The sequence below is a fragment of the Pedobacter sp. UC225_65 genome, from assembly GCF_042698365.1.
GTDB lineage: Bacteria > Bacteroidota > Bacteroidia > Sphingobacteriales > Sphingobacteriaceae > Pedobacter.
Genome location: NZ_CP170550.1, coordinates 566,985 through 591,408, shown reverse-complemented (window position 1 = coordinate 591,408; position 24,424 = coordinate 566,985). Strand labels below are relative to the sequence as shown.

The 24,424-nt window shown below is 38.6% G+C and carries 19 protein-coding genes and 2 pseudogenes; 10 read left to right on the top strand and 11 right to left on the bottom strand.

The window, feature by feature from the left end:
* Window positions 1-2 precede the first annotated feature (2 nt).
* Window positions 3-1,629, bottom strand: a pseudogene (locus ACFJIZ_RS03080) (acyl-CoA carboxylase subunit beta).
* 104 nt (window positions 1,630-1,733) lie between these two features.
* On the opposite strand from ACFJIZ_RS03080, the gene ACFJIZ_RS03075 reads away from it, so the two are divergent.
* Complete coding sequence (locus ACFJIZ_RS03075) at window positions 1,734-2,447, top strand: hypothetical protein (protein WP_379090548.1); 714 nt, start codon at window positions 1,734-1,736, stop codon at window positions 2,445-2,447.
* A gap of 13 nt (window positions 2,448-2,460) precedes the next feature.
* Here ACFJIZ_RS03075 and ACFJIZ_RS03070 read toward each other — a convergent pair whose 3' ends face one another.
* From ACFJIZ_RS03070 to guaB, 3 genes and pseudogenes are all read right to left on the bottom strand, one after another.
* Complete coding sequence (locus tag ACFJIZ_RS03070) at window positions 2,461-3,045, bottom strand: TIGR00730 family Rossman fold protein (protein WP_379090546.1); 585 nt, start codon at window positions 3,043-3,045, stop codon at window positions 2,461-2,463.
* A 139-nt stretch (window positions 3,046-3,184) separates the two neighbouring features.
* Window positions 3,185-6,115 (bottom strand): TonB-dependent receptor, encoded by a 2,931-nt coding sequence (locus ACFJIZ_RS03065; RefSeq protein WP_379090544.1) that lies wholly within the window; start codon window positions 6,113-6,115, stop codon window positions 3,185-3,187.
* A 167-nt stretch (window positions 6,116-6,282) separates the two neighbouring features.
* Window positions 6,283-7,751: pseudogene (guaB, locus tag ACFJIZ_RS03060) on the bottom strand (IMP dehydrogenase).
* 124 nt (window positions 7,752-7,875) lie between these two features.
* Here guaB and ACFJIZ_RS03055 point away from each other — a divergent pair.
* From ACFJIZ_RS03055 to ACFJIZ_RS03045, 3 genes are all read left to right on the top strand, one after another.
* On the top strand, window positions 7,876-9,714 hold the full coding sequence (locus ACFJIZ_RS03055) for a PQQ-binding-like beta-propeller repeat protein (RefSeq protein ID WP_379090543.1): 1,839 nt from the start codon (window positions 7,876-7,878) through the stop codon (window positions 9,712-9,714).
* Between the two features lie 83 nt (window positions 9,715-9,797).
* Window positions 9,798-11,786: a DUF3858 domain-containing protein gene (locus ACFJIZ_RS03050; protein WP_379090542.1), complete on the top strand. Its 1,989-nt coding sequence runs from the start codon at window positions 9,798-9,800 to the stop codon at window positions 11,784-11,786.
* Complete coding sequence (locus tag ACFJIZ_RS03045; protein WP_379090540.1) at window positions 11,786-13,678, top strand: DUF3857 domain-containing protein; 1,893 nt, start codon at window positions 11,786-11,788, stop codon at window positions 13,676-13,678. The genes ACFJIZ_RS03050 and ACFJIZ_RS03045 overlap by 1 nt, the downstream gene beginning before the upstream one ends.
* Here the strand turns inward: ACFJIZ_RS03045 and ACFJIZ_RS03040 are convergent.
* The 4 genes from ACFJIZ_RS03040 to ACFJIZ_RS03025 all read right to left on the bottom strand — a co-directional run bounded on the left by ACFJIZ_RS03040 (window position 13,675) and on the right by ACFJIZ_RS03025 (window position 16,728).
* Window positions 13,675-13,842: a hypothetical protein gene (locus ACFJIZ_RS03040; protein WP_379090538.1), complete on the bottom strand. Its 168-nt coding sequence runs from the start codon at window positions 13,840-13,842 to the stop codon at window positions 13,675-13,677. The genes ACFJIZ_RS03045 and ACFJIZ_RS03040 overlap by 4 nt on opposite strands.
* A 20-nt stretch (window positions 13,843-13,862) precedes the next feature.
* The gene (locus tag ACFJIZ_RS03035) at window positions 13,863-14,138 is read right to left on the bottom strand and encodes a hypothetical protein (protein ID WP_379090536.1); all 276 of its coding nucleotides are present in this window, start codon (window positions 14,136-14,138) and stop codon (window positions 13,863-13,865) included.
* Window positions 14,139-14,222: 84 nt separating this feature from the next.
* Window positions 14,223-15,497, bottom strand: a complete 1,275-nt coding sequence (locus tag ACFJIZ_RS03030; protein WP_379090534.1) for a M16 family metallopeptidase — start codon at window positions 15,495-15,497, stop codon at window positions 14,223-14,225.
* Window positions 15,490-16,728 (bottom strand): M16 family metallopeptidase, encoded by a 1,239-nt coding sequence (locus ACFJIZ_RS03025; protein ID WP_379090532.1) that lies wholly within the window; start codon window positions 16,726-16,728, stop codon window positions 15,490-15,492. The genes ACFJIZ_RS03030 and ACFJIZ_RS03025 overlap by 8 nt, the downstream gene beginning before the upstream one ends.
* Window positions 16,729-16,898: 170 nt before the next feature.
* On the opposite strand from ACFJIZ_RS03025, the gene ACFJIZ_RS03020 reads away from it, so the two are divergent.
* Window positions 16,899-18,023 (top strand): CofH family radical SAM protein, encoded by a 1,125-nt coding sequence (locus ACFJIZ_RS03020; RefSeq protein WP_379090530.1) that lies wholly within the window; start codon window positions 16,899-16,901, stop codon window positions 18,021-18,023.
* Between the two features lie 71 nt (window positions 18,024-18,094).
* Here ACFJIZ_RS03020 and ACFJIZ_RS03015 read toward each other — a convergent pair whose 3' ends face one another.
* The 3 genes from ACFJIZ_RS03015 to ACFJIZ_RS03005 all read right to left on the bottom strand — a co-directional run bounded on the left by ACFJIZ_RS03015 (window position 18,095) and on the right by ACFJIZ_RS03005 (window position 19,685).
* The gene (locus ACFJIZ_RS03015) at window positions 18,095-18,859 is read right to left on the bottom strand and encodes a ferritin-like domain-containing protein (protein ID WP_379090528.1); all 765 of its coding nucleotides are present in this window, start codon (window positions 18,857-18,859) and stop codon (window positions 18,095-18,097) included.
* 110 nt (window positions 18,860-18,969) lie between these two features.
* Window positions 18,970-19,134 (bottom strand): hypothetical protein, encoded by a 165-nt coding sequence (locus ACFJIZ_RS03010; protein WP_379090526.1) that lies wholly within the window; start codon window positions 19,132-19,134, stop codon window positions 18,970-18,972.
* On the bottom strand, window positions 19,092-19,685 hold the full coding sequence (locus ACFJIZ_RS03005) for a ferritin-like domain-containing protein (protein WP_379090524.1): 594 nt from the start codon (window positions 19,683-19,685) through the stop codon (window positions 19,092-19,094). Before ACFJIZ_RS03005 ends, ACFJIZ_RS03010 begins: the two co-directional genes overlap by 43 nt.
* A gap of 146 nt (window positions 19,686-19,831) precedes the next feature.
* Between ACFJIZ_RS03005 and ACFJIZ_RS03000 the strand changes: the two genes are divergently transcribed.
* The 5 genes from ACFJIZ_RS03000 to ACFJIZ_RS02980 all read left to right on the top strand — a co-directional run bounded on the left by ACFJIZ_RS03000 (window position 19,832) and on the right by ACFJIZ_RS02980 (window position 24,423).
* Window positions 19,832-20,614 carry a LytR/AlgR family response regulator transcription factor gene (locus ACFJIZ_RS03000; protein ID WP_379090522.1) on the top strand — a complete coding sequence of 261 codons (783 nt, stop codon included), beginning with the start codon at window positions 19,832-19,834 and terminating at the stop codon, window positions 20,612-20,614.
* Window positions 20,604-22,826 (top strand): two-component regulator propeller domain-containing protein, encoded by a 2,223-nt coding sequence (locus tag ACFJIZ_RS02995; protein WP_379090520.1) that lies wholly within the window; start codon window positions 20,604-20,606, stop codon window positions 22,824-22,826. The genes ACFJIZ_RS03000 and ACFJIZ_RS02995 overlap by 11 nt, the downstream gene beginning before the upstream one ends.
* Before the next feature lie 26 nt (window positions 22,827-22,852).
* Complete coding sequence (locus ACFJIZ_RS02990) at window positions 22,853-23,545, top strand: sensor histidine kinase (RefSeq protein WP_379090518.1); 693 nt, start codon at window positions 22,853-22,855, stop codon at window positions 23,543-23,545.
* Between the two features lie 430 nt (window positions 23,546-23,975).
* Complete coding sequence (locus tag ACFJIZ_RS02985) at window positions 23,976-24,176, top strand: hypothetical protein (RefSeq protein ID WP_379090516.1); 201 nt, start codon at window positions 23,976-23,978, stop codon at window positions 24,174-24,176.
* Between the two features lie 76 nt (window positions 24,177-24,252).
* On the top strand, window positions 24,253-24,423 hold the full coding sequence (locus ACFJIZ_RS02980; RefSeq protein WP_379090514.1) for a hypothetical protein: 171 nt from the start codon (window positions 24,253-24,255) through the stop codon (window positions 24,421-24,423).
* Window position 24,424: the final 1 nt, after the last annotated feature.

Sequence of the window (24,424 nt, the reverse complement as noted above, 5' to 3'; positions counted from 1 at the left end):
AATTAGGTTTGGATAATACCTACATTAAACGCCTTTTTTATTGGCGATTGATTGGCTGCTTCTATCCCCATAGAAATTACCTTACGTGTTTCTAAAGGATCGATCACTCCATCTACCCATAAACGTGAAGCGGCGTAATATGGTGTGGTCTGGCTATTATATCGATCGGTAATTTCATTCAACAGTTCTGATTCCTTTTCTGGTGTAATGGTTTCGCCTTTGGCTTTTAGCGATGCCTCTTGGATCTGCAACAGTACTTTTGCCGCTTGTGCGCCTCCCATTACGGCTATTTTTGCACTTGGCCAAGCATAGATTAGGCGTGATCATAGGCTTTGCCACACATGGCATAATTGCCCGCTCCGTAAGAATTACCAATTACAATGGTGAATTTTGGCACTACAGAATTAGCTACTGCATTGACCATTTTAGCCCCATCTTTGATCATCCACCCTGCTCAGATCTACTGCCTACCATAAAACCGGTTACATCTTGCAAAAACACCAATGGAATTTTCTTTTGGTTGCAGTTCATGATAAATCTACTGGCTTTATCTGCACTATCTGAATAAATGACCCCACCAAACTGCATTTCTCCTTTTTTAGATTTCACTACTTTTCTTTGATTGGCTACAATTCCAACTGCCCAGCCATCAATTCTGGCCAAACCACAAATGATACTCTGGCCAAATAACTGTTTGTATTCTTCAAACTCAGAATTGTCTACCAAACGAAGAATTACCTCTCGCATGTCATAAGGTTTTTCTCTATTATCAGGTAAGATACCGTAAAGCTCCTGTTCATTGAGTTTTGGCAACGCCGATTTGATCCGATCAAAACCTGCATTTTCTGGAGCACCCAACATGCTCATGATGTTTCTGATGCTATCCAGACAAGCTTGATCATTAGGTTGTTTGTAATCGGTCACACCAGAAATCTCGCAATGGGTACTTGCACCACCCAAAGTTTCGTTATCTATATCCTCGCCAATGGCAGATTTTACCAAATAAGACCCTGCTAAAAATACCGAGCCCGTTCCCTCAACAATCATGGCTTCATCACTCATGATAGGCAAGTATGCTCCTCCTGCTACGCAAGAACCCATAATGGCAGAAATCTGTACAATTCCATCTGACGACATGATTGCATTGTTTCTGAACATCCTTCCAAAATGTTCTTTGTCAGGAAAAATCTCATCTTGCATTGGCAGATACACTCCGGCACTATCTACAAGATAGATTACAGGCAACCTGTTCTCCATCGCAATCTCTTGGGCACGTAGGTTTTTCTTTGCCGTCATCGGAAACCATGCTCCTGCTTTTACGGTAGCATCATTGGCCACAATTAAACATTGTCTGCCCGAAACATAACCAATTCCGGTTACTACACCAGCACTTGGGCACCCACCCTGTTCTGCGTACATCCCGTCTGCCGCAAATGCGCCCAGCTCTAAAAATTCACTTCCTTCATCAGTAAGATAGGCGATGCGTTCTCTGGCTAAAAGTTTGCCTTTTTCCTTTTGTTTAGCAGCATTTTTTTCACCACCACCCGCATATATTTTCTTAAGCCTGGTTTTCAGATCATACACCAATTGCTTATTTACATCTTCGTTTTTATTGAATTCTATATTCATGCGAGCAAGTTAGATGATAATTTTTTAAAACTAAAACCTGTAACGGTATTTAGTTTTTCAAAAACAATACGTGCTAAATTAACGTTTTATTCGTTTCTAATGATATGCGCTATTTATTTTTGATTTCGAGCTTGTTTTTCTGCCAATCTAGCTTTGCGCAATCTTTTGTTTTTCCCAAACTTGCAGGCCAGGGTAATAGCATTTCTACGCTTATCCCACAAAATTGGAAAGCGATAGATACGGCTTATGGCGACCTCAACAACGACAAGAGTGAAGACATGGCTTTCGTACTCGAGTTTGAGAAACCTGTTACCGAAAGAAGAGCTTATGGGGATGCAGAAACCGAATTGATCAAGGAATTTCAGAAACCTAGAATATTGGCGGTCTATTTCAGAGACCCAAAGTCTGGTAAATATATTTTTGCTTTACAGAACAACAATTTTGTGCTACGCTCCGAAGAAGGCGGTGCTTTAGGCGAACCTTTTAAACAACTGAACATCACAGACAATAACCTGAACCTCGTTTTTGAGGGAGGCAGCGAATGGCGATGGAAATTAGATTATTTCTTTAAGTTTCAACATAAGGATTGGGACCTGATACAAGCCAATCATACGTATTATAATTCCTCATCAGGAGAGATGACCATTAAAGCCTATGATTTTGCCAATCGGAAAGTGAAACAGACCAAAGGAAATCTATTTGTGCGGAATACCATCAACGAAGTAAGCGAAGAAATCCTCTATTTCTCCCAACTCAGAACGTTAAACAATTTTAAAAAACCATGGACTTGGGAAATTACCAAGGACAATTTTTTATAGTTCCACCAAGTAATTAGGTTAGGTTTCTATCCCTGAACCAGACATCATCTGGGGCAGCCGTAAAATTTTTCATCTTGTTTACCAAAACATCGGCTTCAACTTCGTTAAAAACCAAGTCTCTGTTGGTCTGTTTTAGGAAACGATGTTCAACCATTACATCCATCTGTAAAAACAAATGGTCGTAAAAGCCATTGATGTTCAACACACCAATAGGTTTGGCATGCAGGCCCAATTGCAGCCATGTCAAAACTTCAAAAAGTTCTTCCAATGTACCAAAGCCACCTGGTAGAATAATGAAACCATCGGCCAGATCGGCCATCTTCTGTTTGCGCTGGTGCATATTTTCCGTCACCAACATTTCTGTTAAACCAGTATGACCAACCTCTTTATCCATCAAAAACTGTGGAATAACTCCAGTAACAGTTCCACCCAACCGTAGGATTTCGTTTGCAATTACACCCATTACACCTACACTTCCACCTCCGTAAACCAGATTGATATGTTGTGCCACCATGGTCGAAGCCAAGGCCTCGATTGCTTTTTGTAATTGAGGGTCGCCATTGAAATTGGAGCCGCAATACACACAGATAGATTTCATTTGAAATAGATTGATTTAAAAAGCCAAAAGTAACAAAAAGTTCATGGGTTCAATCTTGATCAACAAACAAATGAACAATTGAACCAATGAACAACTGAACTGATGAACAACTGAACCAATGAACTAACGAACTAACGAACTAACGAACCAACAAACCATCAAAAGTTACGGCCACATAATAGAGCGCTCCCAAAGTTGGTCCACCAGCATATTGTACATAGTTTTGATTAAAAATATTGGTCGCTCCGAGTTTGATACTGGCCTTGTTTTGAGGAATGCGATAAGTAACCTGTGCATCCAACGTGTTAAAGGCAGGCACTTGACCATTGACCAAAGGACTCTCCCACAAAAAGGACTCCTGCCATTTCCAAAGGATGTTGAAACCAAAATTTTTAACGATTTCTCTATTGCCAAATGAAATATTTGTGGCCCAATTTGGCGTATTGAATCCAGTTACAAAAACATCTTTGTGCGAATTTTCAGAGATATCGTTGTAATTGACATTCCCAGCGATGGTAAATTTCTGATAGAAATTATAGGTCAATCCAAAAGACGAACCATAGTTGTTATAGGTATTCTTGGCATTGGTATAAACCCTATAACGAGTTTGCTGGCTATTTCTATTGGCCTGTACCATCGCAATTACCGCTGCATCAGAACCTACTGGAACCTGACTGGTTAAACCTGTTTGATAAGGAACCGCCACTTCTACCTGACCTAAAAATCCTTTATACTGATTAACATAAGCATCAATATCCAATACCAATTTATTGTCTAGCAATACACTTTTATAACCAAATTCAAAAGAATTGATCCGCTCAGGTCTGGTAGCCGCAAGACTGGTAACCGCTAATAAATCTCTATTTTTAAGTGCAGCATTGGTAGTGGATAAACCTGTAGCGACGTCTTTATTTACCGCAGCATTAAAATCGTTGATAGAATTGAGTGTATAAGAATTATCCAAGTAGTTTAATCCATTATTGATGTAAGACAATCCGCCAACACGTCTGATATTGCCATTGTTAACGAATGATAAAGCCTCGAATAAAGCAGGAAACCTGTAACCATTCTGAAAAGAAACCCTGAAATTATGTTTAGTATCAAGGGTATAAACTGCTGCAATCCTCGGATTCAATTTTGCCGTAAATTCGGGATTGTAATCCAACCTTAACGAACCAAAAAGTTTTAACTTTTCCTCAAAAAATGTTTTCGTTACCTGCGCAAATGCTCCAAATTTCTTGTAGTAGACGTTATCACCAAAACTCCCATCGGCTAAAGGTTTGTTTCTTTCTGCCAGTGGTCTTTTAAAATCCACAAAATTGTTTCCATCGGGCACAACCTCATAAATGCGTACATCTGCACCAACCAACAAATCAACCGCTTTGATCTGCTTAGCAAAATTATACTGACCATCTGCATGGTAGGTACGGCTTCTTTGACTCAACCATGCCCCACCCGTTGCCGGAGCATCACCTCCAACCACAGCTTTATGGTCCCAATTGTTGATCCCAACAATGGTATTTTTTAAGCTTTCAAAAGCTGGTGTACCCGGCACTACCCTACTGGCATCGGCAGCAGTTCTGCCCATCTGCAAAGCATCAGCTAAGGAAGAACCATTGTTCAAGGCATTTTGTAAGGCCGTTTTGTATTTGGCGCTCCAAACACTATTGGTTCCACCGCTGGTAATATCCAAATTATCAACCAGAGGTTTAATGTTATACGAATCGCCTGTATTTTCTAATGAAGCGTAGCCACGAATAAAATAGTTGGCACCTTTTAATTCTAACTTATGGTTCTGGACAATTACGTTATCGAGCTGTATTTTGTTTCCTCGTTGAAAAACGCCATCCATTTTGCCAATACGATAACCATAAGCCAATTCTGCATTGTCTCCCAAACGGTAATGTAGAGAAGCATCAAATTTCAGGTTATCGACTGTAGGTTTGACCACATCCTTTTCCCAGTAACCTGTTCGTCTAACAATAATGCTCTGGCTGCCCATTCTACCTGGAATAGTTAGACCAGTGAGCGTTACGGCATTACTGCCACCATCATCACCATATTTATTCCAAGCATCATAAGCGGGATTAACCGCATCAGCATTGAGTTCGGGGAAAGATGGATTTGCTGTATTCAGATTGTTAGGGTTTTGGTTGGTCCGCGTATCCGACAACCAATCTGTACCCCGTAAATAACTCAGGTTGATCTTAAATGCAAACCTATTGTTAAAAGCTTTGGCATAACGGACCGCTGTTTCTGTAAGGTTACTTAACTCTCTACCTGTGCCACCCAAATGATTGATTCCTGTTTTTTGATAGAAACTTAATCCCTGATATAAAAATGGACTTTTGGTCAAAAGATTGGCCATTCCGTTGATCGCATTCATGCCATACAATGCCGAAGCGGCACCAGGTGTAATCTCAACACTGGCAATATCCAATTCTGTTGGTCCGATGGCATTGCCCAATGGCACACCTAAGGTTGCAGCTTGCATATCGATCCCATCTACCAGTTGTACGAACCTAAAATTGTTGGGAATATTAAAACCTCTGGTATTTGGCACCTTAAAAGTGATGCTTGAGGTGGTCATCTGCACACCTTTTACATTTTCGAGTGCATCATAAAAACTGGCCGCTGGCGATTCTCGAATAGCTCTGATATCCAATTTTTCGATGGCCACAGGCGATTTCAAAATACTTTCTTCAACTCTCGAAGCTGTAACCACCACTTCCTTACCCAACATGGTCTGTGTGATCAATTCGATGGTAAGCGCTGAGTTTGGTCCTGCTACCTCAAATTCTTGGGTCTGGAAACCTACAGCAGAAACCACAAGTGTAAATGGATATTTGGCCCTCGTCTTAAGAACAAAATGGCCTTGTGAATCAGTTGAAATACCATTCACCGTTCCCTTTACGGTTACATTGATGCCAGCTAAGACCTGTTTGTGGTCTTTATCAATAATATTTCCGCTGATTTCTATAAAATTATTGCCCTGTGCAAAGAGGGACAATGGTGTTAAAAGGGCTAAAACAAGGATAAGATGGAGCGCGTAAAACTTCGATTTGGTCATAAGATAGTTAGTTTGAGGATGGGTTATTTTTTATTATATTAAATCTATAGATTAAATAGACAAATATATTTTAAAAAAAGTAATAACAAAATTTAATTCTGATTTTTCAGAAATATTTTGTTATTGCTTTTATATTATTTTGATTTTTAAACAGAAATCAAAATAAATTATCTCGTATAATTAGGAGCTTCTTTGGTAATGGTAATATCGTGCGGGTGACTTTCTCTCATCCCTGCTGCCGTGATCTGTACAAACTGCGCTTCTTGCAAAGCTTCGATCGTACCAGCACCACAGTAACCCATACTTGCACGTAAACCGCCAACGTATTGATACATCACTTCGGCCAAAGTTCCTTTAAATGGCACCCTACCTACAATACCTTCTGGTACTAGTTTTTTGATGTCATCTTCAACATCTTGAAAATAACGGTCTTTAGAACCTTGTTCCATCGCTTCGATAGAGCCCATTCCACGATAAGATTTGAATTTACGTCCTTCGTAGATGATGGTTTCACCTGGTGATTCTTCAACTCCTGCAAACAACGAACCTGCCATTACCGTACTTGCACCAGAGGCGATCGCTTTGGCAATATCTCCTGTATGTTTGATCCCTCCATCAGCAATCACAGGTACACCAGTTCCTTTTAAGGCCTTGGCACATTCGAAAACAGCATACAATTGTGGTACACCTACACCTGCAATAATTCTGGTGGTACAAATAGAACCTGGTCCGATACCCACTTTAACCGCATCAGCACCAGCTTCGGCCAATGCTTTGGCAGCAGCACCTGTGGCAATGTTACCTGCAATCACCTGTAGATCTGGATATTTAGCTTTTACTTCTTTTAATTTATCAATTACCCCTTTAGAGTGGCCATGGGCCGTATCAATTGCAATTACATCGACACCCGCTTTTACCAGGGCATCCACACGTTGCATCGTATCTGCAGTAACTCCAACCGCAGCACCAACACGTAAACGTCCCCTTTCGTCTTTACAGGCGGCAGGATAGTTTTTCACTTTCTGGATATCTTTAAAAGTGATCAGACCGCTTAAATAACCTTCTGCATTCACAACGGGTAATTTTTCGATCTTATGGTTCTGCAAAATTTCTTCAGCTTGCACCAATGTAGTACCTTCTGGAGCAATGATCAGGTTTTCTTTGGTCATTACATCCGCAATTGGTCTGTTCATGTCTTTTTGAAAACGCAGATCGCGATTGGTAATGATCCTACCAATTTATTATCGTTACTTACTACAGGGATACCACCAATCTTATGTTCTTTCATCATCTTGAAAGCATCGGCAACAATAGCATCTACACGTAAGGTAACCGGATCTTCGATCATGCCACTTTCAGAACGTTTCACTTTACGTACTTCTTCAGCTTGTCTTTCAATCGTCATATTTTTGTGCAGCATACCCAAACCACCATTTTGAGCAATGGCAATGGCCAATTCTGCTTCCGTAACAGTATCCATAGCTGCAGAAACCAAAGGTACATTGAGCTTGATCTTTTTGGTCAAGAAACTTGATGTATTCACTTCACGTGGCAAAATCTCTGAGTAGGCAGGCACTAACAATACGTCATCGTATGTTAAACCAGTAGCGATAAATTTTTGGGGATCGAGTTGCATAGCAAATAAATTAGGAGTTATTATTTGCCGGGCAAAGATACAATAAATCATTCAATATAAAAATATCATTACACTTTGTTCGGCTTAAAAGAATTTAGCACCTTTAACAATCAATCCCCCCATCATGAAAAAACTAATCTTAGCCGTTGTCATTTCTTTTATCGCTTTCCATTCTTTTGCTCAAAATTTTAAATATGCTTTTGTTACGGATACCCATGTAGGCACCGCAACCGGAGAAGAAGACCTGAGGAGAACAGTTGCCGATATCAACCTACAAAATGATATCGATTTTATATTGGTAACTGGCGACGTTACGGAAATGGGTACCAATGATGAGCTCAAATTGGCCAAAGAGATCTTGTCAGGATTGAAAAAACCTTTTTACGTTATCCCAGGAAACCATGATACGGGTTGGTCTGAATCTGGAGGCGTAACTTTTATCAAAGAGTTTGGTAGCGACAAATTCACTTTTGACCATAATGGTTATCGTTTCATTGCTTGTGCTTCTGGACCCTATGTTAGGATGTCTGATGGGCATATTCCTCGTGATGCCACGGTTTGGTTAGATGAAATCTTGAAAAAAACATCGGCTAAAATGCCCATTGTTTTTATCAACCACTACCCTATGGACAATAGTTTAGACAATTGGTACGAAGCTACAGACCGATTAAAGAAATATAACATCCAATATGCCATTTGCGGCCATGGACACCAGAACAAGGCTTATAATTTTGAAGGTATAGAAAGTACCATGGGCCGATCAAACTTAAGGGCCAAAGATAGCATTGGTGGTTATAACATCGTCAACATGACAAAAGACACGGTCTATTTTGCGACCAAGAAACCTACAGAGCCTTTATTGCCTGCTTGGCGAAAAATAGCCTTAAAACCTTTTGTACACCAAACATTAAAGGCCTACGAAAGACCCGATTATACGGTCAACCAAAAATACAATACTGTTAAAGAAGCATGGACCTACCATTCAAATGCCAACGTAGTTAACACGCCTACTTATACCGATAAATTGGCCATTTTTGGCAATAGCTTGGGTTTGGTAGAAGCTTTGGATATCAAAACCGGTAAAAAAGCATGGACCTTTAACACCAAAGGGGCAATCTATTCATCGCCCGTAGTGGCCAATCAATTGGTAATTTTAGGTTCTGGCGATGGCAATATCTATGCCTTAAATACAGCTACCGGTAAGGTGGTCTGGAAAGTTGCAACGGCAAATGCCGTATTAGGCTCTCCAATCATCGATGGCAATCAGGTATTGATTGGCGCAAGCGATCATACTTTTAGGTCGCTGGATATCAAAACAGGTAAAACGAATTGGAAATTTGAGGAAGTAGAAGGAACCATTGTTGGTAAACCACTCATCTATCAAGGCAAGGTTATTTTTGGTTCTTGGGGAAGACACCTCTATGCCCTGGATGTTAAATCTGGCGCCCTAATTTGGAAATGGAACAATGGCAGTGCCAATAGGATGTTCTCTCCCGCAATGGTTACACCAGTAGCCACCAATGGCATTGTGTATATTGCAGCTCCAGACAGGTATTTAACCGCCATTGATGCAAAAAATGGTCAGACGCTGTGGCGCAACAAAGAAGCTACTGTTAGAGAATCCATTGGCTTATCGGCAGATAGCAGTACAATCTATGGTAAAACCATGCAAGATGAAGTAGTGGCTTACAAAACCCAAGCAACCGACCCTGGAATTGCCTGGAAACTGAACCTAGGTTTTGGTTACGAGCATGTGCCATCTATGCTGATAGAAAAAGAAGGCAAGGTATTTTTCGGCACAAAAAATGGTGTGGTATATGCTTTCGACCCTAAAAAACAGCAAGGTTTATGGGCACATAAAATAGACAACTCCATGATCAATACGGTTAATGTGATCAATAGCAAAAATATCTTGGTCAGTACAATGGATGGAAAAGTAACTTTATTGCAGAGCAAAGAATAATTTTTAAAAATTAACTAAGTAAATAGTTTTTTTTTGTGTCAGATTAGAATATTTTTGTTATCATAGCGGCTTAAAACCTATCTATGAAAACAAAAACGCTCCTACTCTCTCTCATTTGCATTATTTCCTATTTAAATAGCCACGGCCAAAAAAAAGAATTTAAGTTTGGCAAAGTAGGATTAGAAGAATTTCAAATCAAACCTTTGGGCGAAGATTCTGCTGCTTCGGCAATCAAACTCTTTGATATTGGTGATTGTTATTTTGAAATCAGCCCAACAACTGGTGGTTTCTTATATGTCTACGAAAAACATGTCAGATATAAGATCATTAACAAAAACAGTTATAGTTTGGCCGATTACAGTATTGGTTTAAGAAAAGGGAATGGTGGTAACAAGGAAGAACTGCACAAATTTGATGCAGCGGCCTATAATCTTGTAGATGGTAAGATTGTGACCAGTAAACCTAATAAAGACGCTAAGTTTTCTGAGGAGTTTAACAAGACCTATACGTATAGAAAGATTGCCCTACCTAATGTAAAGGAAGGAACAATCATAGAATTTAGATATACCATCAAATCCAATTTCATCTTTAACCTTAGGGGTTGGAGTTTTCAAAGCAGCATGCCTACGCTCTATACCGAATTTAATGTTAAAATACCTGAATACCTAAGTTATAAGACCAACTTGAGTGGTTACATCCCTGTAAACAGAACCAAAAGCGAAACTATCAACGCGACTTATGTAACTGGTCTAAGTTCTACTGCTAATTACGACCAATATGTATTGGAGAACGTTCCAGCCTTAAAGGATGAAGCTTACATCACAACATTGGATGATTACAGACCTATGGTGGATTTTGAATTGCGGTCTACCCATTTTCCAAATTCGTTGATGGAAGATTACAACAGTACTTGGCCAAAGATCATTTCTGAGTTGGCAAAAGACGAGAACTTTGGACTGTTCATCAATAAAAATTCTTATGCGAAAACTGTTCTTCCTACAATCATTAAAGACGAAAAGGATCAATTAGCCATTACCAAGCTTATCCTTGAGCATGTTAAAAAGAACATCAAATGGAATAAAGAAAGTTTTTTTTATGCCACAGGAACCAATCCTAAAGCAGTTTTTGAAAAGAAACAGGGTAATTCTGGTGATATCAACCTATCGTTAATCAGCCTTTTAAAAGAAGCCAAAATAGAGGTTGCTCCAGTATTGATCAGTACCAGAAGTAATGGAGCGCATCCAGGTTACCCAATCTTGTCCAAATTTGACAATGTGATTGCTCAGGTAACCATTGGTGATAAAAACATACTCATAGATGCAACAAATGAAGACCTACCTTTAGGCATGGTAGCTTATGAAAATCTAAATCACCAAGGTTATATGGTCAACCTTAAAACGTTAGAAGGAAGTTGGGTCACAACCGAACCTACCACAGCAAACGAAACCTTATATGCGTTAGATTTGGTATTAGATACCGAAAACAAGCTTAAAGGATCTTACATGAAGTACGCCAAAGGTTATGCCGCATTAAGTATACGTAATGGTTACAAAAACACCAACAATGAAACCGAATACCTTAAAAATTTTAAAAAAGACAAAACTGGCTTAGAAATTTCTGAGTATAAGATCGACAATTTGAATAGCTTGGATGAGGTTTTGTCTCAATCGATGAAAGTAGTGATTGACGATAATGTAGAAGAGGCAGGCAATCTTGTCTATTTCTCTCCCTTACTCTATGAACGTACAAAGGAAAATATATTCAAACAAGAAACCAGAAATTTTCCGGTAGATTTTGCCTTTCCAATCAAGGAAAGCTATCGGATCAAAGTAAATTTTCCAGAAACTTACGAAATCGATAAATTACCAAAAAGTGGGTCTTACAAAATACCCGAAAACGCAGGGGTATTTACCATTTCCTTCCTTAGCGAAGGAAAAACACTATTGGTAAGGAGCAACATAGAAATTACTAAATCTGTTTATAGTCCGGACGAATATTTCCACCTCAAAGAACTATTCAAGGCCATCGTAGAAAAACAAGCTGAACAAATCGTATTTAAAAAGAAATCTTAATGAGAAAGTATATCCTATTGTCTGCTTTGGCTTTAAGTTCATTTTTGTCATTTGCTCAAAATTATGCCGCCAGTCTAATTCCAGACCAACTCACCAAAGATGCTGTAGCGGTCATCAGAAACGAAGAGCGTTTTTTTGATTTCAAAAGCGTGGGTGCTGGTCAGGAAACCTATAAAATTGCCATTACCATATTAAATAAGGCGGGAGATGATCTTGCAGAAATGGCCGAGGTTTACGATAAGTTCTCAAGCATCTCCAATATCAAAGCAACCTTATATGATGATGCTGGAAAGAAAATAAAGGAGTATAAATCTGCGGATATCAAAGACCAAAGCCTAATCTCTGACTATTCGATGTATGAAGATAACCGCATCAAATTGCTAAAATTTTACAGCACAACCTATCCTTATACAATTGAATACAGCTATAATCAAGATTACAAGGGAATCCTTTCTCTTCCCTCTTGGTCTGCGATCAAGGGTTATGGGATCTCTACAGAAAAATCAACCTATACCATTCAAAAGGCATCTACATTAAAAATCAAATTTTTAGCTAGTAAAGGTCTAAAAACAGATTCTACTAAAATTAACGATAAGACCCAATATAAGTGGTCTGGAAGCAACTTAACTGCAATTACAAGAGAACCGATGAGTATTGGTCTTGAAAACGTGGGCGACTGGGTAAAGGTTTCTCCAACACAATTCGAGTATGACAATACTACTGGCAATTTTGACAATTGGAAAAATTTTGGGGCATGGATACACAACCTGAACCAAAATGGCAACAACCTACCACCTGCAACCAAAACCTTGGTGCAGAATTTGGTTAAGAATGCTAAAACACCTAAAGATAAAATGCGCATCCTTTACAACCATTTGCAACAAAATACACGATATGTAAGTGTACAATTGGGCATTGGTGGTTTTAAACCTATCTTGGCAGATAAGGTTGCTCAGGTAAACTATGGCGATTGTAAAGCCTTGTCCAATTACATGAAAGCTCTATTAAATGAAGCAGGTATCAAATCAAACTTAGTAGTGATCGGTAATGGCATGCCGAGCATGAACCCTGATTATTCGAGCATGGGTCAGGCAAACCACATGATCTTAAGTGTGCCTTTGGCTAATGACACCACCTTTTTAGAATGTACCAGCCAACATTATCCAATGGGCTTTATTGGCTATGATAATTCAGATAGAAATGTGCTATTGATTACAGATGAAGGTGGTAAAATCGTACGCACGCCAATCTACAATGCAAAAGATAACTACTTACGAACCAAAACTAATGTAGGGTTACAGGATGATGGATATGCGATGATCAATATCAAATCTACCTATGGCAATGCTCAATTTGATAACAATATGGGTATGTTACTCATCGAACCAACAGAACAACGCAAAAGGCTCAATGAACAAAATGACATACCAGGAGCTGAACTGATCTCGTTCAAATTTGAACAGTCTGATAAAGCATTACCTATCCTTACACAAGAAATTAACTTGAAAACCAACCAACTCTTAACCAAAGGCGGCGATAAGTTATTTCTTACCCTTAATCTAACCAACCGTAGAGAAAGTGTTCCTGAAAAAATAGAAAATAGAAAAACCTATTTTGCGGTTTCTTTTGCCTTTCAGGATGAAGATGAAATCAATTACACCTTGCCTAAGGGCTATACGGTAGAGTTTTTACCCAAAGACATTACACTTACCTCAGAGTTTGGCACTTATAGCGCTAAAGCAATCTCAAAAGACAATACAGTTACTTATACCCGTACTTTAACGGTTAACGCCAAAAAGTTTCCACCAGAGAAGTATAATGACTATGTAGACTTTACCAAGAAGATATTCCAAGCAGACAAACAGAAGGCTGTTTTAACCAAAACAAATTAATTGTTTTCTTGCTCTGGCTCGCAATGTTGTCTTAATTGTTTTGGTCCCTGTGGCCAGATAAAGGCTGTGGTCTGTTTTTTCCAGCCCATACTTTTGTAAAAATTATCTGCACCAGGTGCTGCGCTCAGGTTTACAAAATGATAATCGACCAACTGATTGTTCAAGGTGGTAACCAGATATTTCCCTAGGCCCTGTCCCTGATAATCGGATCTACCACAATATCGGCCAGCATGGCATAATATCTTCCGTCACCTACTACCCTACCAAAAGCGATTACCTTTTCGTCTTTGAAGATAAAAAGTGTAGTGGTACTGTTCTTAAATGCCGCCGCAATCTCTTCTGCCTTTCGGTGCTTCCATTCAATTTTAAAGAATAGGGAGATGATATAGTCCCAATCTATCAGGGTTAGATCTGGGTTGATTTGATAAGTATAAGCTGGGTTTTCTTGAGGGATGTTCATTTTAAATTAAAAATAGGGCATTAAGAAGTTGGTCAAATTTATTTGTTCTGGCCAAGGGGTATTCATTTGTTTTAAATCGTATTTCTATTTTTTACCAACCACAACTTTGGTCATCGCATCCCAGTTCAAGTAAGTATTGGCAATAGCCTTAAGTTCTTCGGCAGTTATTGTTTTCACTTTGTGGATGTATTTATCATAATAGCTATAATCCAATCCCGAAAAATAGATGTTCTTGAACTTATCAGCATGAGAGAAGGCATTTTCTAAACTCCCCAACATCGAGCCCAACATATAGTTACGTACCAAATCTAATTCTTCTTCAGCTACCAGTTCGGTTTTTAATATGTTGATTTCCTTTTCTATTTCTGTCAAAGCACTGGTGCACACATCAGTACCAACTTCTGTAGCGATGAAAAAATAACCTGCATCTTTCAAAGAAGCTATTCCAGAGCCAATACCATACGTATAACCTTTGTCTTCACGGATATTTGCCATTAAACGCGACCCAAAATATCCTCCTAAAAGCGTATTCAGTATCTGTAGGGAAGAAAAATCTTCATGTTTACGGTTGATGCTCAAGTTACCCATCCTAATGGCCGATTGAACTGCATCTGGCTTCTCGATATACAAGTCTTTTCCCTCAACCGAGGTAAAGGTAAATTGATTGATGGTAGATAGATCATTGTTTGCCCAAGCTTTACCAAAAAACTGGTTCAAGAGGTTAAATTGTGAATCTTCAAATTTACCAGCGGCAATAATGGTACAGTTCTCTGGTTTGAATGCTGCTTTAAAATAAGCCAAAAGATCACTTCTTTTAATGGCATCATAATCTGTTAAAGAGATGTCAGAGCCATAAGCTGTTGACCCAAAAATTGTATTGGCAAAGGTTTTACGGGCTAAAAAGTCGTTCTTTTGCAGATTAACACTCAACTTTTGCTTTTGGTTCTGTATAAAGATATCCAACTCGTTTTGTGGAAAGCTACTTTCATTCAAGATCGACCATACAATTGGCAGTACGGCAACCAGGTGTTTGTTTAAACTATATAATGTAATGGTGGTATGGTCAGCTGCGTATTCGGTCTGCAAAAAAGCACCGTAATAATCTATTTGGTCTGCGATTTCTTTTGCCGACAAAGTTGGTGTACCATTATTGATCAAGCTGTTTACGGTAACGGCCTGCAAAGGCTGATTTTGGTCCCAATTTACATTTTGAAACACAAATTCGATACGCACCAACTCTTGCTGACCAGCATTTACAGTAAAAACACGAATGCCATTGTCTAATTGTTGTGCCTTTGGCGCAATAAAATTGATTTCATCAACCTGTTTTGATACAGGTGCAATTGTACGGTTAAGCATTAGCTAAATAATATAAGGTAGAAGATTTTTCTTTAACAAAGGTTGTGGCAGCAGCCTGTTTGATCTGGTCTGCAGTAATGTCGAGGTATTTATCGATTTCTATATTGAGCAACTGTGCATCGCCCAATAGCTCGTAATAGGCCAAGTTCATGGCTTTATCTAATAAATTCATCTCCGCAAAAAGCATGATCGATTCTGATTTGTTTTTCACTTTGGTCAATTCATCTTCACTAACCAAAGTATTCGTCATTTGATGCAGCTCTTCCCAGATTGCTTTTTCGGCAGTTTCCATTGCTATATCTCCAATCAGTTTTCCTTCTACCACAAATAGGCCCTCGTCTAAACTGCTGGTGATATAAGCATTGATATCGCTGAACAATTGCTGTTCTTTAAGCAAACGGTTATACAATCGTGAAGATTGCCCTTGCGATAAAACATCAGACATCAAGTCAAATACTTGATAGTTCTTATCTGTTCTGGCCGGCATCTTAAAGGCAATATAAATTGAGTTTAAAGGCACGTTTTCATGAACCGTTAATGTTCTGGCCTCCGTTTGGGGCAATTCTTTTGGTAAATTGCGATGATATTTCTCTCCAGCAGGAATAGGTTCGAACCATTTTTCGGCAAGTTTTTTAACCTCCTCGGTTTTTACATTACCACCCACTACCATAATGGCATTTTGGGGATTGTAATGCTTTTTGAAGAATGCTTTTACATCTTCCATTTTGGCATTTTCTATCTGTGCCAGGTCCTGACCAATGGTTGCCCATCTGTATGGGTGTGTTTGATAGGCCAATGGGCGCAATTTTAACCAAACATCGCCATATGGCTGATTGAGGTAACGTTGCTTAAACTCTTCCATTACCACATTTCTTTGCGTATCTAAACTCTTCTCAGAAAAAGCAAGGCTGAGCATTCTGTCGCTTTCTAGCCAAAATGCAGTTTCGATGTTTACAGCAGGTAATGTAATGTAATAATTGGTGATATCGTTACTGGTAAATGCATTGTTTTCGCCACCTACGCGCTGCAGAGGCTCGTCGTAACTCGGAATATTGACCGAGCCACCAAACATCAGGTGTTCAAACAAATGGGCAAAACCCGTCCGGCCCTCTTCCTCATCCCTTGCACCAACATCATATAAAATATTCAAAACTGCCATCGGTGTGGTTGGTCTTTCATGAACCAAAACTGTTAAACCATTGGCAAGCGTAAAACGATTAAAATCTACCATATAAATTTTTAGAGCAGTAAAGATATATAAAAAGGTAAGATGTGTACGGTAAAATGGAAGATGTATCAATTAAATGATAATTGCTTGTACACAATCACCTTATCCAGTATTTTTACACAGCATAAACCTAACAGCTTTCGCCTTACATCCCTTTTAGCTATCTTTGTATTATGAATACTGCCGAATTATTACAGCGGGCTTTAAAATTCGACTTTTTGAGCAAAGAAGAAGGCGTTTTTTTATACCATAATGCAGCTACTGCAGAATTGGCCTATGTAGCTAACGAATTAAGAAAAGTCCAAGTACCGAGTGGTAAAGTTACCTGGCAGATCGACCGCAATGTAAACACCACCAATGTTTGTATTGCCAACTGTAAATTCTGCAATTTCTTTCGCAGACCAGGGCACGACGAGAGTTACATTACTGATATTGAAACCTACAAGGTTAAGATTGAAGAGACTTTCCGTTTAGGTGGCGACCAACTTTTATTACAAGGTGGACATCATCCAGACCTAGGCTTAAGTTTTTACGCCAATCTATTTAAAGAACTAAAAGAATTATACCCAGACCTTAAATTACATGCTTTAGGTCCACCTGAAATTGCGCACGTAGCCAAATTAGAAGGCATTTCGCATACTGAAGTCTTAAAAGAACTAAAGGCCAATGGCATGGATTCATTACCTGGTGCTGGTGCAGAAATCCTGAACGACAGGGTTAGGCGTCTAATTTCTAAAGGCAAGTGCGGTGGACAAGAGTGGCTTGATGTAATGCGTGCTGCACATCAGCTAGACATTACCACTTCTGCAACCATGATGTTCGGCCATGTAGAAACCATTGAAGAGCGTTTTGAGCATTTGGTATGGATCAGAGAAGTACAAAGTGAAAAACCTGAGCATGCCAAAGGATTTTTGGCCTTTATCCCATGGCCTTTCCAAGATGATGGCACTTTATTGAAACGTTTAAGAGGAATCAGCAATAATGTAAGTGGTGATGAATATGTGAGGATGCTGGCTTTAAGTCGCATAATGTTGCCGAATGTTAAGAACATACAGGCCAGTTGGTTAACTGTAGGTAAATCGGTGGCCCAAATGTGTCTACATGCTGGTGCAAATGATTTTGGCTCGATCATCATCGAAGAAAATGTGGTTTCTGCTGCAGGTGCGCCACACCGTTTTACAGCGCAGGGCATCCAAAATGCAATAAAAGAAGCCGGATTTGAGCCGCAGTTACGTGGACAGCAATATAACTATCGCGACCTACCAGCTCATCTGGAAGAACAGGTAATCACCTACTAACACAAGGGTTAAAGACATAAAAAAGGGAAGAAAGTATACACTTCCTTCCCTTAACTTAAACCAATGAAAAACTATGTTAATCTTTTAGCTGGCAAAATGAATAGATTAGCGATGGTTTTAACGGCTGCGCCTGTTAAAAATTCATCAAAAGATTCGGCTGCCGCTGCTTTGGTTATACCAGCAAAACCGCCAATACCTGTAATTTCTATTCCTGCTTGCATGGTGTTGTTTTCTCCAGCATATACTGCATCTGCTGCTGTAACACCAGTATCATTAGCAACACCACCAGCCCCTAAGCTGATCCAAGGTTTTAAGCCAACGCCTAAACTTGCCGCTGTCATCTGACGCAAATGGGCAGCGTGACGTGCTTCTACCGAATGGATCTGTAAAGCTATAGTAAGTACATCTGGAGCGGCTTTTAAAATTGGCGCTTGTCCTTTATAAGCCCTTACTCCTGTATCTTCGAAAGCGGTAGCCACTTTTAAAAAGGTCTGATAGTTGGTATAAACATCACCAAATGTACCACCAGCGGTAAAGTCGAAATCGGTATAAGCCAATGGCGTTCTTGCATTTCCAGCTAAAGCACCTGCTAACAAATCTACGTGTGCTTTTTCATGATCGCGAATAGTGGTAATCGCGGTTAAGGCTGCACCTGCAGGGATTAAACCTGGAGCGGCAACCACAGCATGGTTATAAAAATGATATTCTAAATATTCTAACGATAAAGCGAAATTCAACACATCGTTTACACTGCTAGGATTGCTTTGTCCGTATGCTTTTTGGAACATCGAACCCAAAGCCAATGGCATAGCTGCTAACGAGATTTTCTTTCCCATGTTGAAAAAATCCTTCATGGCCGCTCTTCTCGGGCTTAATCTTTCAGTACTCCACCGTCAACTTTTTCAATTTCTTCTAATATATTTATGATATTCATGATTTCTGAGTTTTAAAGATTGATATAGTTGATTTTTGTTTTGATAAACGGAGCTGCCAATGGCAAAACTTTATCTGGTGTAAGTGCACCATCTAAACCATTTCCATTAACAGCACCAAAAGCAGAAAGACTGCCTAGATCTGCAAAACTTCCCGGAGTGATCTTATCCTTACCCAAGCTGCGTGACGCGCTTCAACAGAAACGATCTGACCTGCAATTACTAAATAAGCATCGGTTTTTAAACGACGACCTGCTCCGTTGTAAGCGGCAACACCTAAATCTTCGAATGTTTTTGCTGCAGCCAATACGCTAGATGCCTTTGTAAAATCAATTGAAGAAAAGTTCACTTCCAAACTACCTATCGCTGCTGTGCCCAATGCTTTTTTAAAGAATTCTCTGTGCGCAATTTCGTGGAACTGTACATCCGTAAAATATGCTTTTTGAGTTGGCGTAAAATCAGAAGCCAGGTTAGCGGCTACTTGAATGTAGAATGCTGCTTCCAATTGCTCTAAAGCATAAGCATAATTCAATACCCCAAAATCATCTTTAAAATCGAGTGTTACACCAAAGTCAGTATTAACTGCTCTGTCTTTTTTACAGCCTGCTGCTGTTAAGGCAACAATGGCAGCACCTGCCCCTGCATACTGCAAGAAGGAACGGCGTTCGAGCTTGGCATCCAAAATGCTATGATTTTGCTGCACTAGCTCTTGTTCGTTTAAATTTTCCATAAAATAAATTTTTAATTTAAGGTTCTAGTAAAAGGTCATATATATGTCATCTACGAAAGCCATCTGGCTTTGGTTTTTGAGAATCAAAGAAATATTTTCTATTCCCTCTATTTTTTGATAAATTGAGCCCTATTAAAAACTACGCCGTGTTAAATGCCATAATTGTTGATGATGAAGAGTTTGCCCGTTCCTCCCTTTATTTTCTTTTACAGGAAAATTGTGAGAACGTGCATATTGCAGGTATTGCCAAATCGGTAAATGAGGCCCGTAATCTATTAAATCAACATGCGATAGATCTTATTTTTCTGGATATAGCCATGCCGAGTGAAAATGGTTTTGAGCTCATTCCGCAGGCACAACAGGCAAATGCCACAGTGATATTCACTACGGCCTATGATCAATATGCACTAAAGGCCATCAAGGCAAATGCGCTTGACTATCTATTGAAACCAATTGATATTGATGAACTTAAAGAAGCTGTTCATAAAGCTGCCAAATATATCAAGCTGAACAAAGCCGAAAACAATAGAAATGAAAGCCTAAAAAATCTGGCCAACGATTTGAATGATAGGACAACAAGTATCAAAAAAATAACTTTACCAAGTGGACAAGGCTATCGATTGGTAGATATTGACGACATTATCCATATCGAAGCAGATAGTAATTATTCTGTATTTCATTTGGCCAACCTCGAAAAAATTGCGGTATCTAAAATATTGAAAGATTATGAAGAAATATTGCCAGAGAACAGGTTTGTACGCATCCATAAATCTAGTATTGTAAACCTGAAATTTGTAAAAGAATACAACAGCAAGAACGGATTGCAGGTGGTATTAAACAATGGTGAGACCATTACTGTTTCTAGAAGGAGAGCAAGTGACTTTTTCGACAAGATCAAATCCTATACCAATATCCAAGGTGAAAATTAAACCCCAACTATATCTTATTGTCTGCCTATCGATCTTAATTTTATCATCGGCCAAAAAAAGCTTTGCACAAATTGCTTACTTGCCCCATTATACTACAAAAAATGGCCTACCAAGCAACAATTGTTATTATACTTTACAAGACAAGAAAGGTTACATCTGGGTGGCTACAGATGCTGGTGTAAGTAGATTTGATGGCACGGTATTCGAAAATTTTTCGGTTGATGACGGTTTGCCAGACAACCAGATTCTCCAACTAAGGGAAGATAGCAAGGGAAGGATATGGTTTTTAGCCCTTAATGGTCAACTCAGTTATTTCTTCAACGGAAAAATCTATAACCAGAACAATAGCAAACAACTACAACAACTAAATTTTAACGCTGTAGTAGTTTCTTTCTTTGAGGACAGTAAAGGAAGGATATGGTTTGGCACCAACAAAAATGTAATTGGTCTTTGGGATGAAAAGACTCTGATCAAGTACAGCTCGCCAAATATCGAAAACCAATTCATCAATACTTTTATCCACGAAGACAAACAAGGTAACATTTGGGCCTATAGCACACAAGCTGTACATTTATTTATTAGGAATAATTTTGTACTGATCAAAGACACTTTACTCCCTCTTTCTTACAAAACTATACTGAACCGTCCAGATAAATCCATGTATTTTTTGGACAAAAATGGTTTAAACCTCAAAGTTGGAACATTTAACCAGCTGATGTTAAAGGTAGACACTGTTCTACTGAACAATAGCCCCGGCTACATCTATTTGGGCAATAAACAGCTTTGGTTAAGCAATAACAATGGTGTTTTTGTAATTGATTTTGATGGCAGCACAAAACAGATCCTAAAAGATGTGGATGTTAACCAGGTTATCAGAGACAACAACCAGAACATGTGGTTTACCACCAAAAACGGTATTTATAGATTGCCAGATGTTAAAGAGCGTCTTTATATCTTTAATAAAAGTAATGGTTTGAGCAATGACATGATCAAAAGCATTACCAAGGATGCCCAAAATAGGTTGTGGCTCGGTTTAAATAGTGCCAACATTGATATTGTGAATATCGGAAGTAAAAAATTGGAAAAGATTGCCCTACCCAATCCTAAAAAATACAACCTGATCAAACAACTACTTTTTGACAAAAAAAACAAGAACATTTTATTTGCTTCAGATTATGGATTGGGCGCTGTATCGGCTACATTTCCTTTAAAGCCCAACATCAGGCATTTAAGGGAGACCAATAATTCGGTCTTTGTGGTCAAGAATTTCAGTATTGACAGTGTGCAAAAAATGGCTTTGGCCCTATCTTCTGGGGTGGTCATCATCAATGACAGACTTCACAAATTTGAATTCACCTCATCCAATTACAAAGAAAAACAAGACTTTTTCAAAGACCGCTCCTATCGCGTTTATTACGACAAACAGCAGAACCTTTGGTTTTCTAACCTAAATGGTGTCTCCGAATTCAATTCAGAAAAGTTGAACAAGGTTTACGAAGGCAACACATTGTTAACCAAAAGGATCAACGACATGCAACAATTGTCTAATGGAAATTTGGCCATGGCAACTGATGGTTACGGGATATTATTGATCAAAAACGGACAATTGTTCAAACACCTTACCCAAAAAGATGGCCTGAACAACAACATCATCAATAAACTATTTGTACAAGGTGACCATTTATGGGCAATCAGCCGAACAGGCATCAACAGAATTGCCTTTGACCAAGATAAAGTATCAGTCAGTACATTCGATTATGCCAACGACCTGTTATCAGATGACCTGAATGACCTGTATATCGACACAGACACTGCTTATTTCGCCACAAACAATGGACTGGTATATTTTGCACATAAACAAAAAGCACAGCAGACAAAGGCACCGAAAACTTACATTTCGTCTGTAACCAACAATAAAGAATTCTTAGACCTTAGCTCTGCTAATTTTACACTGAGTCCTGGCCAGCACAACATTACTTTTAACTATAGTGCAATTGATTTCAAAAACCGAAGAATTGTTTATCGCTACCGATTAAAAGGAGATGCAAACTGGTCTGAGACCAAAAACCGCAGGGTGGAATTGTCCTCACTTGAACCAGGCGAATATACCTTTGAAGTAAGTGCCAAAAGCCAAGACAGCGAGTGGAGCAAACCCGATAAGATCCATTTCATCATCGAAAAGTTTTTTGGCAAACCTGGTGGTTTATTGTAGCGCTATTGGTTATTGGAGGTTACCTTTTGTACATTATTACTGTTCGGATCACCAAAAGACAAAAAAACAAAGAGCAAGAACAGTTATTGTTAAAGAATAAGATATTGATGCTAGAGCAAAGGGCATTACAGGCTATGATGAACCCACATTTTGTCTTTAATGTGATGAATTCTATCCAACACTACATCAATACCAAAAATACCTCTTCTGCCAACAAGGTTTTAACGGGTTTTGCCAAACTGATCAGGAAAAACTTAGAGATTTGTACCAAAAGCTATATCAATATTGAAGAAGAAATTGAATACTTGAATCTCTATTTGAGTTTAGAGAAGTATCGTTTTGGAGAAAAATTCGAATATCACATCAAGGTTGATACAACAATAGATAAGGAAGAGACATTGATCCCTTCGATCATCTTACAGCCCTACATAGAAAATGCAATATGGCATGGTATTATGCCAAAAGAAGAAGGTGGTGAAGTACAGATCAACATTACCCATAAAGATGAAGATTATTTGTGGATCAAGATCATTGACAATGGCGTAGGCATCAACAATTCCTTGCAAAATAAGAACACCAAACATCAAAGTAAAGGGATGGCCTTAACCCAAGAAAAGATCAACCTTCTCAATCAGATTGAAGTAAAACCTATACAGATTTATATAGAACAGAACGGTAATAGCGGTACAACAATCACAATTTCGGTGCCTTTAAATTAAAAATTACCGTTTACTCAATTATTACTACCACTTACTAAGTTTTCTCTAATCGTTTTAATATTAGCATTAAACTTGTTATAAGATATTAAACAAACAGTAAATGTTTGTTCAAAAACGTTCTTATAGGATTGACAAAGATATTTTTTAACCTAACCTAAAATTATATCTCAATTCAGGTTTCATTTGTGTGTTAAAAGCGTCCCGAAAAATCGAGACGCTTTTTTTGTTTTTAAGAAAATGCGTTTTTTGCCTTCCTAAATGACTGCTTTTCAAGCGAAGAAAAAAATGAAAAAAAATTTCAGAAAAAATCTTTTTATTCTAATTTTGGACCAAATAAAAAAACAAAAAAAGAGGTTTCTTTCTATTTAAAAAGATTTTTTGTAATTTAGAGTACCTTTAAAATTTCCTATTATTAACTATTTTTTGTGTTATGAAAACGCCGAAAAAACCGATCCAAAAAAACCCAGTGAACAAGCCTCTTTCCGACAAGGAAATAGATGATGAAGATGATGATATCCAAGACAACGAGATCCTGGATGAAGAGGAAGACGACTTCGACGTTCCATTAGACGACCTAGATACTTTCGACAACTTCGATGACGATGACGACGATGATGACGATAGATATTAAGAAAAAATAGATCAAAAATTTATAATTCAAAAAGCATCCTTTAAGGGTGCTTTTTATTTTAAGCCAAAACTAATCAATGCAGATCATACTTGTTAAGGATAAAGAAAGTAAAAGAGAATTTTTAAATGTTGTTGAGCATATCTATAAGGATGATAAAGCGTTTATCCGTCCTTTGGATCAAGATATTGAAAAGGTATTTGATGCCAACAGCAATCCTTTTTTCAAACATGGGCAATGCGTAAGGTGAA